Below are 12,938 nucleotides of genomic sequence, written 5' to 3'. Positions count from 1 at the left end.
GTTCGTTTTATAATCTAATTTGAGCCGGTTCACACTTTTCAATGAAAATGACTGAAAATTTTCGCGACGAGTTATGTAGACTGGCAGCCATTATTAATGAGGCACGTGTACATGACTACTGAGTTTGAAACCTCTTTTGTTGACCTGGGGCTGTCAGCTCCGATCATTTCTGCCCTGACAGATTTGGGCTACGAAAAACCATCACCGATCCAGGCTGAGTGTATTCCTCACCTGTTGAATGGCCGCGATGTGCTGGGTATGGCACAGACCGGTAGCGGTAAAACCGCAGCGTTTTCGCTGCCCCTGCTGCACAACCTGGATGCAGCCCTGAAAGCACCACAAATCCTGGTGCTGGCGCCGACCCGCGAACTGGCGGTTCAGGTTGCTGAAGCAATGACCGATTTCTCCAAGCACATGCATGGCGTTAACGTTGTGGCCCTGTACGGCGGCCAGCGTTATGACGTGCAGCTGCGCGCCCTGCGCCAGGGCCCACAGATTGTGGTGGGCACGCCAGGCCGTCTGCTGGATCACCTCAAACGCGGTACGCTGAACCTCTCCAGCCTGAAAGGTCTGGTACTGGACGAAGCCGACGAAATGCTGCGCATGGGCTTTATTGAAGACGTTGAAACCATCATGGCCGAGATCCCTGCGGATCATCAGACTGCACTGTTCTCTGCCACCATGCCGGAAGCGATCCGCCGTATCACCCGCCGCTTTATGAACGAGCCGCAGGAAGTGCGTATTCAATCCAGCATCACTACGCGCCCGGATATCAGCCAGAGCTACTGGACTGTGCAGGGCATGCGTAAAAACGAAGCGCTGGTACGTTTCCTGGAAGCGGAAGACTTTGATGCCGCCATCATCTTCGTACGCACCAAAAACGCCACGCTGGAAGTGGCCGAAGCGCTGGAGCGCAGCGGTTACAGCAGCGCTGCGTTGAACGGCGACATGAACCAGGCGCTGCGCGAGCAAACCCTGGAGCGTCTGAAAGATGGCCGCCTGGATATTCTGATCGCCACCGACGTGGCTGCCCGTGGGCTGGACGTTGAACGTATCAGCCTGGTAGTGAACTACGATATCCCGATGGATTCTGAATCCTACGTTCACCGTATCGGCCGTACCGGCCGTGCCGGTCGTGCTGGCCGCGCGCTGCTGTTTGTGGAAAACCGCGAACGCCGCCTGCTGCGCAACATTGAACGCACCATGAAGCTGACCATCCCGGAAGTGGAACTGCCGAATGCAGAACTGCTGGGCCAACGCCGTCTGGCTAAGTTTGCCGCCAAAGTGCAGCAACAGCTGGAAAGCAGCGATCTGGATCAGTACCGTGCACTGCTGGCTAAACTGCAGCCGGAAGAAGAGCTGGATATGGAAACGCTGGCTGCTGCGCTGCTGAAAATGGCGCAGGGCGAACGCCCACTGATCCTGCCACCGGATCCCGTCTTCAAGCCGCGTCAACGCCGTGAGCTCAACGAACGTGATGACCGCCGCCGTGATAGCAGCGAACGTCCGCGCCGTGAACGCCGTGACGTGGGTGAAATGCAGCTGTACCGCATTGAAGTTGGCCGTGATGACGGTGTGGAAGTTCGTCATATCGTTGGCGCTATCGCTAACGAAGGCGACATCAGCAGCCGTTATATCGGCAACATCAAGCTGTTTGCTTCCCACTCCACTATCGAGCTGCCAAAAGGCATGCCGGGCGAGATCCTGAATCACTTCACCCGCACGCGCATCCTGAACAAGCCGATGAACATGCAACTGTTGGGCGATGCTCAGCCGCATGAACGCCGCGATCGTGGCAACGGTGGTGAACGCCGTGGCGGCCGCCCGTTCAACGGTGAACGCCGTGAAGGTGCTCCACGCCGTTCTTTCGGTGAGCGTCGTGAAGGTGGTAACGCTGAACGCCGTGGCGGTAACTTCAACCGTGACGGCAAACCAGCCGCACGCCGTGATGATGCCGCGCCAGCCGCACCACGTCGCCGCTTCGGTGACGCATAACATCAGGCGCTAACGCGCTTTCCCCCTACCGCCGTATGGCGGTGGGGGAAACTAAAAAGGGCTCATGATTACTCATGGGCCCTTTTTTATTCGCTTTCAGATGCGAGCGCTCCGCTGGTTAGCTGCCGCAGGCGGCGTTCGCTCTGTTCATCCGCCGGCATATACACCATCATCCGATCGCCATTTCTTGCCGCCGACCACCAGTTATTCTGGTGCAGGCTCATCACGCCAACCTGGGAATTGTTGAACCGCTTGATATTATTGTTGATTGCACGCACTTCGTAGCGTTCCCAGGTGGCACGAAAATCCTCCGACGCGGCCATGTAGCGCTCCAGATGTTTTTCCCACAGAGGATCGCCCAGATGTTCCGCCATCTGTGCACGGAACATCGCCACCATATTCGGCATTACCTCATCCCAGTCCAGCAGGCTGGCACGCCAGGCTTTATGGGTGAAGGCCAGATAGATGCAGTTACGATCCTCGGGGGGGATCTGCGCCAGATCAACCCCCACCAACAGGCAGTAAGCGCGGTTGAACCCCATAATGTCGAAGCGTGCGTTATTAATAATCGCCGGCATCGGATCCAGTTGATCCAGCATCCGCTGCCCACAAATGGAAACCTGCTTGCACAACGGGCGTTGGTGCGCGGGGGGCAGGCTTTGCCCCGCCAGCATAAACAGGTGATGGGTTTCTGCTTCGTTGCACTGCAGTGCATTGGCGATGGCGGTCAGGGTTTTGATCGAGGCCTGAATCGGCCGGCCCTGCTCCAGCCAGGTGTACCAGGTAATGCCAACGTCGGCGAGCTGGGCTACTTCTTCACGGCGCAGGCCGGGAGTGCGCCGTTGGCGCATACGCGGCAACCCCAGGCGGTTTGGATCCAGGCTTTCGCGCCGTGCGCGCAGGAAAGCCCCCAGCAGTTTGCGGTTGTCGATGTTGGATTGCGTATGTGTTTGTTCTGATACGTTTGAATCATCAATTAAAGACATACGCCGTTTCCTCCGCCGAGCGTGACCGGTAGTTTTTATACCATGATAATCAAGCACTGGTACCGGTTTAATTTAAGGGTGATGCTAGCCCCATTGTTGAATTAACTCAATGGTTGAGCACAATGAGCACACTGTCTTTTGGTACCCAATTAGGGCGTGGCGGCCTGATTATTTTACTGGCGGGCCAGCTACTGCCGATGATTGATTTTTCCATCGTCAATGTTGGTCTGGATTCCATCGCGCAATCGCTGCGGGCCAGCCCGGCACAGTTAGAACTGGTGGTGGCGGTGTATGGCGTCGCGTTTGCCGTTTGCCTGTCGATGGGCGGGCGCATGGGCGATAACCTGGGGCGCCGCCGGGTGTTTTTATGGGGCGTGCGGCTCTTTACCGTATCTTCATTGATTTGCGGCCTGGCCAACAGCATCTGGTTGTTGCTGCTGGCCCGGGCGTTGCAGGGTGTCGGCGCGGCGCTGATTGTGCCGCAGATCCTGGCGACCATTCATGTCTGTTTGCGCGGCCGTGAGCATACCCGGGCGCTGGGCATGTATGGCGCCATCGGTGGGCTGGCGTTTATTGTCGGCCAGGTGCTGGGCGGCATGCTGATTGCCCTTGATGTTGCCGGCTCGGGCTGGCGCAGCGTGTTTTTGATTAATATTCCGGTGGGGCTGTTGGTGCTGTTTTGTACGCGCCGTTGGGTGCCTGATACCCGCGCAGAACGGCCGGTAAGCCTTGATTTGCCCGGCACATTGCTGTTGGGGCTGGTGATTGCCTGCCTGTTGTTCCCGCTGGCACTGGGGCCGGTTTGGCACTGGCCATGGCAATGCCTGGCGCTGTTGGCCGCGACCATTCCGTTGTTGTTGGCGCTGTGGCAGGTGGAACGCCGGCAGGAACAGCGCAACCTGCATCCATTGTTGCCGCTGGCGTTGATGCGCCTGCCGAGCGTGCGCTTTGGCCTGCTGGTCGCCATTTTGTTTTTCTCTTGCTGGAGCGGTTTTATGTTCGCCATGGCGCTGACGCTGCAGGCCGGTGCCGGCCTGAGCTCATTCCAGTCCGGCAATGCGTTCATCGCACTGGGTGCGGCCTATTTCGTGTCATCGTTGCTGAGCAGCACGGTGGTTGAACATGTCGGTATGGTCCGCACGCTGCTGTTCGGCTGCCTGATTCAGATGACGGGGTTATTGGCGCTGATGTTGAGTGTCAAGATGGTTTGGCCGCACCTGGGCGTGCTGAATCTGATCCCGGCAACGGTGCTGATTGGCTTTGGGCAGGCGTTTATCGTCAGCAGTTTCTTTCGCATTGGGTTGTCGGATGTGCCGGCTGCCCAGGCGGGTTCCGGCAGCGCCATGCTGGCTACCGTCCAGCAGACGGCCTTTGGGCTTGGCCCGATCCTGCTGGGGATGGTGTTTGTCCAGGCGCTGCACCTGCACCACGGGAACTATCTGGATGCGCTGCAGGCGATGCTAACCGCCGAATTCTGCCTGATGCTGATCCTGCTCGGCCGCACCTTGTGGTATCTGCGAACCAGCCAGCAGCGGCGCGCGCGGGCGACTGCTGAATAAAACGCGGGGAATACCCCGGCAGGTATTCCCCGGCAACTGAAATAGCCCTCATGAGAGGGGGGCTGGTTTCTCCTGCAGCAGATCGCTTTTCAGCCCGGCGACGATCTCAAACGAATGCAGCCGCGCCTGATGATCAAAGATCTGGCCATTGACCATGATTTCATCGGCGGCGGTTTCGCGCAGCAGCGCTTGCATCCCTTCACGCACGGCGTCTTTACCACCGACGATCGACATACGCAACGCCTGCTCAACGCCATATTGCTCCGCGGCGCTCCACAACGCATGGATATTTTGCACCGGTGGCGGCAGTGGGCCGGGCGCGCCCCGGCGCAGGTTGATGAACTGCTGCTGCATCGAGGTGAATAGGAAGCGTGCATCGCGCTCGCTGTCGGCGGCGATCACGTTGACACACACCATGGTATAGGGCTGCGGCCAGCGTTCGGAAGGCTGGTAACTTTCGCGATAAATCCGCAGCGCCTGGAATAGCATATCCGGCGCGAAGTGTGAGGCGAAGGCGAACGGCAAGCCCAGCCGGGCGGCCAATTGCGCGCTGTACAGGCTGGAGCCCAACAGCCAGATGGGCACATGCAGCCCCTGGCCGGGCACCGCCTGCACCGCTTGATTGGGCTGCACATCGCCGAAGTAATGCTGCAGTTCCTGCACGTCACGCGGGAAGTTATCCACATCGCCGGAAAGATGGCGGCGCAGCGCCAGCATGGTGCGTTGATCGGTGCCGGGCGCGCGGCCCAGCCCCAGATCGATACGGCCAGGGTAGAGCGATTCCAGCGTGCCGAACTGTTCGGCGATCACCAGCGGTGAATGGTTGGGCAGCATAACACCGCCCGAACCCAGGCGGATTGTACTGGTGCCGGCGGCCAGATACCCCAAAAGCACTGAGGTGGCCGCGCTGCCGATGCCGGTCATATTGTGGTGTTCCGCCAGCCAGTAACGCTGGTAGCCCCACTGCTCGGCATGTTGCGCCAAATCTAACGAAGCGTGGAACGCGTCGCGGGGTTTCGCCCCCTGTGGAATAGGGGAGAGATCAAGCACCGAAACCGGTACAGGTTTTTTTTCAGTCATCATATCGTCCATCAGGCCAGAAAGGGCATCGCTTAAAGGGCGAGTGCAGAGATCTGCAAGTTAGTGTTAAAAGCATAATGCAGTTTAGCGGTATAAAAGAGGATATACGTGCTTGTGATATTGTTATAACGAGCGGCCTTTGGCGAGCACCGCCAAATATGGATGTGTGCACAGGTGCCTGCGCTTTATCCCAGGGAGTTGGATAGATGAAGAAAAAAACCTTGTTTACTCTGCTGCTGGTGGCCGTTGCCATCGCGATGGCAGTGTTGTTCCGCGCGCATAATCAGAATTTATTATTGCAGGGCGAAGTCGACGCGCCGGAAGTGATCGTGGCGTCCAAAGCCAAAGGGCGGGTGATTGAACGCCGGGTAGAGCGCGGGGATGATGTGCGAGCCGGGCAGTTACTGATCCAGCTCGATAGCCCGGAGCTGATGGCGCAGTTGCATGCCGCACAGGCCACCCGCGATGAGGCCAAAGCGCAGCTGGATCAATCATTGCACGGCACCCGCGAAGAAAGTATCCGCAACCAACGCGCCACCCTGGCGCAGGCGCAGGCGGAATATCGCAATGCGCAGCAGGAGTATGATCGCAATCAGGACGTGTTCCGCCGCGGTTATATCTCAAAATCGGAAATGGACAGCGTGCGTAGCACCCGTGACACCGCCTATCAGCGCGTGCTGGCGGAACAGGCCACGTTGGATGAGGCGATCAACGGCGATCGCGTTGAACTGCGGCAGAAATACGCCGCCGAACTGCGAGCGGCGGAAGAAGATCTGCTGGAAATCAAAGCTCAAACGGACGATCTGCAGGTGAAGGCGCCAGTCGATGGCGAAGTCGGGCCGATCCCAGCGGAGGTGGGGGAGTTGCTTAGCGCCTCCAGCCCATTGCTGACGCTGATCCGCATGCCTGATGCCTACTTTGTGTTTAACCTGCGTGAAGACATTCTGGCGCACGTGCGCAAAGGCGATAAGGTGCAACTGCGGGTGCCGGCGCTGCAAAACAAAATCATTGAAGCGGAAGTGCGCTATATCGCCCCGCTGGGTGACTACGCCACGAAACGCGCAACGCGCGCCACTGGCGATTTCGATCTGAAAACGTTTGAAGTTCGCCTGTACCCGGCCCAGCCGGTTGAAGGATTACGCCCAGGGATGAGCACGCTATGGCAATGGCAAGAAGACTGAAAGCGGGCTGGCGCTGTTTTAGCCATGCGTTCGACAACGAGTGCCGGGTTAGCTTACGCAAGCCGGTCATCCACTGGTTATGCTGGATATTCCCGTTGCTGCTGTTCGGGCTGATCGGCAGTAACTTTTCTGCGGGCACGCTGATGGATCTGCCAGTCTCGGTGGTGGATAGCGATCGCAGCCCGCTGTCCAAATCGCTGATCCGCAAATTGGATGCCGGCCCGCATGCGCACGTCGAAGCCTATGACGGCGGGCTGGACGAAACGTTACACCGGCTGCGCAGCGCTCAGGATTACGCGTTGCTGTATGTGCCGCCCGATTTCGCCGCAGATGCGCTGGCGGGTAAGCAACCGACCATCGCACTCTATTACAACGCCCTGTTTTACGGCGCCGGCCTGTATTCCACCCAGGATTTCAGCGCGCTGATCGCCGAAACCAACAGCAGTTATCGCTCGCTGCTTGCCCAGGAGATGGGGAAAACGCTGCCCGCGCTGTCGGACGTAACCCTCAGCTACGGCAGCCTGTTCAATGCCAGCGGCAGCTACATTTACTATCAGCAATTTGCCGCCACGATCCATCTTCTGCAGGTGTTTGTCGTGACCTGCATGATCTATGTGCTGGCGCGCAGCCAGGCGCTGCTGAAAGCCAAACCCTTCAGTCTGGCGCTGTTGGGCAAGCTGGCGCCGTATACGCTCTGTTTTACCGTGCTGCTGATGGTGGAGATCGCCGCGCTGGTTGGTATCTTTGATGCGCGCGTCACCGGCAACCCGTTGTTTATGCTGTTGATCGGCTTTTTTTATGTGATGGCCGCGCAGAGTATCGGTTTGCTGCTGTTTACCTTCACGTCCAACGCCATTACCGCCTACAGCCTGATCGGTATTCTGGTCAGCATCGCGCTGACCTTTTCCGGTATGGCGGTGCCGGAGCTGTCGATGCCGCTGCCGGCGCAGATCATCGCCAACATCGAGCCGCTGACCCACGCACTGAATGCGATGTTTGACGTCTTCCTGCGCCAGGTGTCGGCCAGCACCATTTTGAGCATCTGTTCATGGCTGCTGGTGTATCCCTTGATTGCGGCGTTCCTGGTGCGCAACCGGCTGGCGGTGCGGTTGGCGAAAGCGGCGGCGATAATATGAAAAGCTATTGGCAAACCTTTTGCCGGGTGTTGATCGGCATGCTGGAGCGGCCGATGTGGCTGATGCTGATCCTGTCGTTGTGCCTGATGAGTATGGTGTACGCTAACCGCAGCGTGTGGGATCTGCCGGTCGCGGTGGTGGATCAGGATCACAGCGCCGCCAGCCGGCAGATCATCCGCCAGTTGGACGCCACGGCCAAGATCGCCATTAAAACCTATGACAACCTGGCAGAGTCGAAAGACGATCTGGGTTGGCGCCGGCTGTTTGCGGTGATCATCATGCCGGTGGATCTGGAGAAACGGATCCTGCACGGCGACAGCGTCGTCATTCCGATGTATGGCGATGCGACCAACCGCCTGGCCAATGGCCAGATCCAGCAGGACGTCACCGCCGCCTATCAGCAGATCCTCAACCAGTACAACACGACGCTGCTGCAGCGCAACGGCTTTAGCGAGCAACAGGTGCAGGTGTTGTTGACGCCGATCCGCGGGCAAACGCTGGATGTATTTAACCCCGGCATCAGCTTTGCGGCGATTGTTTTCCCTGGGCTGCTGGTGATGTTGCTGCAACACTCACTGTTGATTGCCTGCGTGCGCGTGAGTATCACGCTGAAAGGGGCGCCTGGCGGCAAGCCGTCGATTCCTGTGTACCTTGGCGGGCTGTCGGCGCTGCTGCCGATCTGGCTGTTTTTGTCTATTGTGCTGTTTGTGCTGTGGCCGTGGGTTTTGGGCTACCGGCAGACAGCGGCGATCCCGGAAATCCTGCTGCTGACCTTCCCATTCCTGCTGGCGGTGCTCGGGTTGGGCAAGCTGGTGACCGAATGCCTGCGTAGCGTGGAGATGATCTACCTGACGCTATCGTTTATCACCACCCCGGTATTCTACCTTTCCGGCACCCTGTGGCCGTTGCAGGCGATGCCGGGCTGGGTGCGCGCCATTTCATCCGCCTTGCCTTCCACCTGGGCGACCAAGGCGATTGCTGGCGTTAACCAGATGGGCCTGCCGCTGCGGGATGTGGGGGGGGATGTGATGATGCTGTTGCTGCTGGGTGCGGTGTATACCGTGATCGGCATCGCCATTGGGGCGGTACGTAACCGGGTTGCCTTGCGCAGCCTGTTCCGCCGGCGCCGGGCTTGATGACAGTGCTGGTGGAACCTCCAACTGGTTGCTGAATAACTCACCTATGTTTTATATTTCAATGGGTTAGTGTTATTTAAAAACGTGGGGTTTTTGGTGGGTTTTTTCTCGGTTAAAAATACTATGTAATTCAATCAGGTATATTTAGAGTGTTCCCCGCGCCAGCGGGGATAAACCGTTTTACGCCAACTCCGAAAAGTCACAAGCGCAGTGTTCCCCGCCGCGGCGGGGAACATACCTTATTGCTGCACCAGCTCTAGCCCGGCCAGGCGGCGCCAGTAGCCGTTACAGTCGGCGCGATCGGCCAGCGCCAGCGGCTGTTGGCCCTGCTGGTTGGCGCGGAAACGATCGACCATCGCCAGCGTGTCTGGCCCCTGCGGTGACAGGCGCACAATGTCCACCAGTTCCTGCATTGCCGCCAGTTCGTTGCCCAGGTTGTAACAATAACCGCTTAAGGTTTGGATACCGTTTAGCACGAACACCTGCTGGTTTTCCTGCGAGCGCATGGCGCGCCCCTGCGGGTATTTGATACAGCAGGTTTCACATTCGTCTTTGCCGCGGTTTTCCGAGCGGGCGGTAAAACAGCGTGCCGAATAGGCCAGAGGTAGGTGACCATAGCCCATCACTTCCACCTCAAACTGATGGCGGAACCCCAGTTCGTCGCACTGCGCCAGCAGGTTCGCCAGCCAGTCGCGCGAAAGTTCCACCGGCATGCACCAGCGCACCATGCCCTGTTTGTGCAGCAGGCGCAGCGTGTAGGCGTTGTAGCAGTTCAGCGCATGGCCGGCGACGAACGGCAGCCCGCGCTCCGCGGCCATATTGACCGTGCCCAGATCGTTGGCCTCAATCAGGAACTCGCCGTTTTCCACATAGCGTTTCAGCTCGTTCAGTTCAGAAGGCGCCTGCAACAGCGCCAGCGTGGTGATCACCACCTGCTTGCCGGACTTGGCCACTTCCTGCGCCAGTGCTAGCCAGTCGCCCACTTTCATCTCGCGCCGCTTGGGGCAGACGTGTTCGCCCAGGTAAATGATGTCGGCGCTGCTGTCCTTGGCCTGCTGGTAAAAGGCTTCCGTTTGCGTTTTCGGCCAGTAGTAGAGCACTGGCCCGAGTGCGTATTTCATGCGTCCTCCTACTGCCATTTGCGGTGATAGGCACCGAGCGTGGTTTGGGTGCCTTCGGCCATCGCGCCCAAGGCTTCCATCCAGCGAGGATCGGGCTGATAGGCGCCTGGGTTGGCTTTACAGCGATCGATAGCCTGGCGCCATACCCGCGCCACCTGGCTGACGTATGCCGGGCTGCGCTGGCGGCCTTCAATTTTCACCGAAGCAATGTTGGCGGCCAGCAGGTCCGGCAACAGTTCTAACGTGTTGAGGCTGGTGGGCTCTTCCAGCGCATGGTAACGCACGTCGTCCACCAGGTAGCGGCCCTTACAGAGCGTCGGGTAGCCGGCGTTTTCCCCATCCTGATAGCGGTCGATCAGCACCTCGTTAAGGCGTGATTCCATGCCCTGCGGCGTTTGCTGCCAGCGCACAAAACGTGCCGGCGAACAGGCGCCGACGGTGTTGGGGGATTCACCGGTCAGGTAGGAGGAGAGGTAACAGCGCCCTTCGGCCATGATGCACAGGCTACCGAAGGCGAACACCTCCAGCGGCACCGGGCTGGTGCGCGCCAGTTGCTTCACCTGGTGCATCGACAGCACGCGCGGCAGCACCACGCGGTCTACGCCGAAGTGGCGCTGGTAAAAGCGAATCGCTTCCTCGTTGGTGGCGGAAGCCTGCACCGAGACGTGGCGTTCTACCTGCGGATAACGCTCCGCGGCATATTCCAGCATGGCCAGATCCGCCAGGATCAGCGCATCCGCGCCCAACTGCGCAGCCATATCCACCGCCCGTTGCCAGCGGGCATAGCCGTCCGGGTGAGCGAAGGTATTGATGGCGATATGCAGCTTGCGGTTATGCCGGTGCACGTAGTTCACCGCTTCCTGTAGCTTTTTCTCGGTGAAATTGAGCCCGGCGAAATGGCGCGCATTGGTGTCGTCCTTCAGGCCGATGTAAACGGCATCGGCACCATTATCCACCGCGGCTTTCAAAGCCGGCAGGTTGCCGGCGGGGCAAAGCAGCTCCATAGATTTATCCTGATCCAGCGGGCTTATTCGCTGTGATAATTGTTGCCGGGTATACTCTGATTTTTCGTGCTGCGGCCCTAAGCCGCGTGGGGATAAGCATTTTTACCGGCAGTAATTGAAACAAGAGGCTAATTTTAGTGAAGCCGCGGCCAACAGGCTTTGATTTGGGGCAGTTTCTGGCGTATTGATAAACAGGGTATCGCGGTGTTGAAATGCCGATTTGTTGATATAAGCCGCGGTACCTGGGCACCGATGTGGCAAAATACTGGCAATCTGTATTGAAAGGAGTGAATGACTGTGTTGGAAAAACTACGAGCACGCCTTGTGCGTCAGGGGCCAGCGCTGTTGCGCGTACCGTTAAAACTCACGCCGTTTGCTCTGCAGCGCCAGGTTTTACAGCAGGTGCTGAGTTGGCAGTTCCGCCAGGCGTTGGCCGATGGCGAGCTGGCGTTTCTGGAATCGCGCTGGCTGAAGATCGAAATACGCGATCTGGCGCTGAGCTGGTTTATGAGCGTGGAGAACGATCGGTTGGTGGTGAGCCAGCATGCGCAGGCGGATGTCAGCTTCAGTGGCGATGCCAACGATCTGATCCTGGTCGCGGCGCGCAAGCAGGATCCCGATACGCTGTTTTTCCAACGCCGGCTTCAGATCGAAGGGGATACCGAGTTGGGCCTGTACGTCAAAAACCTGATGGATGCCATCGAGCTTGAATCCATGCCGGCGCCGCTGCGCATCGGCCTGCTGCAACTGGCCGATTTCGTTGAGGCTGGCCTGGAAGATTGCGTCGAACAACCTCCGCAACGGGTGGCGCCATGCTGATACGCGTGGAAATTCCTGTGGACGCCGCGGGCATTGATGGCCTGCTTCGCCGCGCCTTTGGCCGTGATGACGAGGCCGAACTGGTTCACCAACTGCGTGAAGATGGCCTGTTAACGCTGGGGATTGTTGCGACGGACGACGAAGGTGGGGTGGTGGGTTATGCCGCCTTTAGCCCGGTGGACGTTGCCGGTGAAGATCGCCAATGGGTGGCGCTTGCGCCGCTGGCGGTGGAGGAAAGCCTGCGCGGCCAGGGGCTGGGCGAGAAGCTGGTGTATGAAGGGCTGGATGCGCTCAATGAATTCAGCTATGCCGCCGTGGTGGTGCTGGGCGAGCCGGCCTATTACGCGCGCCTGGGCTTTAAAAACGCGGCGCAGTACGATTTGCACTGCCGTTGGCCCGGTGGCGAAAGCGCCCTGCAGGTTTACCCGCTGGCCGAAGACGCGTTGGCCGGCCCCTGCGGGCTGGTGGCGTATTCACCGCCGTTTAATCGTTTTTAGCGCCAGGCAACAGGTGCGCCAGCGAAAGGGGCGGGTGGCTTACCAACCGCTCTTTTTGCTGTTTGCTAAGCTGCTTTACCCGGTATTCCAGCCGCAACGCCAGCGAGCGGTCGCCAATCTGGCAGTGGTACGCCAACGCCAGCGGCCCTTTGCCGCGCAGGGCTTTGGCCCCTTTACCCGCCTGGTGTTGCGCCACGCGCCGTGCCACATCGGTGGTGATCCCCGTATAGAGCATGCCGTTAGGCAACCGCAGCATATAAAGGTGCCAGGAAGTGCTTTCTTTCACCCGCTATCCCTTTGTGATTCCCAATATTTTCGCTCAGGTTACTATAGGGAATGCCGCCGGGTTTCTGTACCCTTTTTTACGCCCCTGCTGGGGTGCCAACTGAAAATCACCGGCGCGACCTTAACCATGCACAGGGAA

General features: G+C 58.8%; 13 protein-coding genes. 8 read left to right on the top strand and 5 right to left on the bottom strand.

The genetic code is table 11. From position 1 onward, the window contains the following. The first annotated feature begins 41 nt into the window (after positions 1-41). Together yrbN and ACN28Q_RS09345 are read left to right on the top strand one after the other, a co-directional pair. Entirely contained in the window at positions 42-122 is an 81-nt protein-coding gene (yrbN, locus tag ACN28Q_RS09350) for a protein YrbN (protein ID WP_105229533.1), read from the top strand. Beyond that, positions 112-1,995 (top strand): DEAD/DEAH family ATP-dependent RNA helicase, encoded by a 1,884-nt coding sequence (locus ACN28Q_RS09345; protein ID WP_095846098.1) that lies wholly within the window; start codon positions 112-114, stop codon positions 1,993-1,995. Before yrbN ends, ACN28Q_RS09345 begins: the two co-directional genes overlap by 11 nt. 86 nt (positions 1,996-2,081) lie before the next feature. Here the strand turns inward: ACN28Q_RS09345 and ACN28Q_RS09340 are convergent, their stop codons facing one another. After that, on the bottom strand, positions 2,082-2,981 hold the full coding sequence (locus ACN28Q_RS09340) for a helix-turn-helix transcriptional regulator (RefSeq protein WP_095846097.1): 900 nt from the start codon (positions 2,979-2,981) through the stop codon (positions 2,082-2,084). A gap of 122 nt (positions 2,982-3,103) precedes the next feature. Here ACN28Q_RS09340 and ACN28Q_RS09335 point away from each other — a divergent pair, with 122 nt between their 5' ends. Then, on the top strand, positions 3,104-4,540 hold the full coding sequence (locus ACN28Q_RS09335) for an MFS transporter (protein ID WP_095846096.1): 1,437 nt from the start codon (positions 3,104-3,106) through the stop codon (positions 4,538-4,540). Positions 4,541-4,588: 48 nt separating this feature from the next. Here ACN28Q_RS09335 and ACN28Q_RS09330 read toward each other — a convergent pair whose 3' ends face one another. Then, positions 4,589-5,632 (bottom strand): luciferase-like monooxygenase, encoded by a 1,044-nt coding sequence (locus tag ACN28Q_RS09330; RefSeq protein WP_095846095.1) that lies wholly within the window; start codon positions 5,630-5,632, stop codon positions 4,589-4,591. Between the two features lie 194 nt (positions 5,633-5,826). Here ACN28Q_RS09330 and ACN28Q_RS09325 point away from each other — a divergent pair, with 194 nt between their 5' ends. Genes ACN28Q_RS09325 through ACN28Q_RS09315 form a run of 3 tightly spaced genes read left to right on the top strand, consistent with a single transcriptional unit; the run spans position 5,827 to position 9,073 of the window. Continuing rightward, positions 5,827-6,801 (top strand): HlyD family secretion protein, encoded by a 975-nt coding sequence (locus ACN28Q_RS09325; RefSeq protein WP_095846094.1) that lies wholly within the window; start codon positions 5,827-5,829, stop codon positions 6,799-6,801. Continuing rightward, entirely contained in the window at positions 6,780-7,937 is a 1,158-nt protein-coding gene (locus ACN28Q_RS09320) for an ABC transporter permease (RefSeq protein WP_095846093.1), read from the top strand. The genes ACN28Q_RS09325 and ACN28Q_RS09320 overlap by 22 nt, the downstream gene beginning before the upstream one ends. Continuing rightward, positions 7,934-9,073: an ABC transporter permease gene (locus ACN28Q_RS09315; protein ID WP_095846092.1), complete on the top strand. Its 1,140-nt coding sequence runs from the start codon at positions 7,934-7,936 to the stop codon at positions 9,071-9,073. Before ACN28Q_RS09320 ends, ACN28Q_RS09315 begins: the two co-directional genes overlap by 4 nt. Positions 9,074-9,312: 239 nt before the next feature. Here the strand turns inward: ACN28Q_RS09315 and ACN28Q_RS09310 are convergent, their stop codons facing one another. Then, on the bottom strand, positions 9,313-10,194 hold the full coding sequence (locus ACN28Q_RS09310; RefSeq protein WP_095846091.1) for a U32 family peptidase: 882 nt from the start codon (positions 10,192-10,194) through the stop codon (positions 9,313-9,315). An 8-nt stretch (positions 10,195-10,202) separates the two neighbouring features. After that, a complete protein-coding gene (gene ubiU, locus ACN28Q_RS09305; protein WP_095846090.1) occupies positions 10,203-11,198 on the bottom strand; it encodes a ubiquinone anaerobic biosynthesis protein UbiU in 996 nt (331 codons plus the stop codon). A 297-nt stretch (positions 11,199-11,495) separates the two neighbouring features. Here ubiU and ubiT point away from each other — a divergent pair, with 297 nt between their 5' ends. Together ubiT and ACN28Q_RS09295 are read left to right on the top strand one after the other, a co-directional pair. Beyond that, complete coding sequence (gene ubiT / locus ACN28Q_RS09300) at positions 11,496-12,017, top strand: ubiquinone anaerobic biosynthesis accessory factor UbiT (RefSeq protein ID WP_095848978.1); 522 nt, start codon at positions 11,496-11,498, stop codon at positions 12,015-12,017. Then, positions 12,011-12,514 carry a GNAT family N-acetyltransferase gene (locus tag ACN28Q_RS09295; protein WP_095846089.1) on the top strand — a complete coding sequence of 168 codons (504 nt, stop codon included), beginning with the start codon at positions 12,011-12,013 and terminating at the stop codon, positions 12,512-12,514. Before ubiT ends, ACN28Q_RS09295 begins: the two co-directional genes overlap by 7 nt. Here ACN28Q_RS09295 and ACN28Q_RS09290 read toward each other — a convergent pair. Beyond that, positions 12,501-12,770 carry a GIY-YIG nuclease family protein gene (locus tag ACN28Q_RS09290; protein WP_095848977.1) on the bottom strand — a complete coding sequence of 90 codons (270 nt, stop codon included), beginning with the start codon at positions 12,768-12,770 and terminating at the stop codon, positions 12,501-12,503. The two genes, ACN28Q_RS09295 and ACN28Q_RS09290, sit on opposite strands and share 14 nt — an antisense overlap. Between the last annotated feature and the right edge of the window lie 168 nt (positions 12,771-12,938).

Source organism: Gibbsiella quercinecans, assembly GCF_002291425.1.
GTDB lineage: Bacteria > Pseudomonadota > Gammaproteobacteria > Enterobacterales > Enterobacteriaceae > Gibbsiella > Gibbsiella quercinecans.
This window is presented reverse-complemented; position numbering and strand designations above follow the sequence as displayed.

Coding starts and splice junctions, on each gene's coding strand:
- ACN28Q_RS09345 (WP_095846098.1), top strand. CDS start 112: ATGACTACTGAGTTTGAAACCTCTTTTGTTGACCTGGGGCTGTCAGCT.
- ACN28Q_RS09310 (WP_095846091.1), bottom strand. CDS start 10,194: ATGAAATACGCACTCGGGCCAGTGCTCTACTACTGGCCGAAAACGCAA.
- ACN28Q_RS09335 (WP_095846096.1), top strand. CDS start 3,104: ATGAGCACACTGTCTTTTGGTACCCAATTAGGGCGTGGCGGCCTGATT.
- ACN28Q_RS09295 (WP_095846089.1), top strand. CDS start 12,011: ATGCTGATACGCGTGGAAATTCCTGTGGACGCCGCGGGCATTGATGGC.
- ACN28Q_RS09340 (WP_095846097.1), bottom strand. CDS start 2,981: ATGTCTTTAATTGATGATTCAAACGTATCAGAACAAACACATACGCAA.
- ACN28Q_RS09330 (WP_095846095.1), bottom strand. CDS start 5,632: ATGGACGATATGATGACTGAAAAAAAACCTGTACCGGTTTCGGTGCTT.
- ACN28Q_RS09315 (WP_095846092.1), top strand. CDS start 7,934: ATGAAAAGCTATTGGCAAACCTTTTGCCGGGTGTTGATCGGCATGCTG.
- ACN28Q_RS09290 (WP_095848977.1), bottom strand. CDS start 12,770: ATGCTGCGGTTGCCTAACGGCATGCTCTATACGGGGATCACCACCGAT.
- yrbN (WP_105229533.1), top strand. CDS start 42: ATGAAAATGACTGAAAATTTTCGCGACGAGTTATGTAGACTGGCAGCC.
- ubiU (WP_095846090.1), bottom strand. CDS start 11,198: ATGGAGCTGCTTTGCCCCGCCGGCAACCTGCCGGCTTTGAAAGCCGCG.
- ACN28Q_RS09320 (WP_095846093.1), top strand. CDS start 6,780: ATGGCAATGGCAAGAAGACTGAAAGCGGGCTGGCGCTGTTTTAGCCAT.
- ACN28Q_RS09325 (WP_095846094.1), top strand. CDS start 5,827: ATGAAGAAAAAAACCTTGTTTACTCTGCTGCTGGTGGCCGTTGCCATC.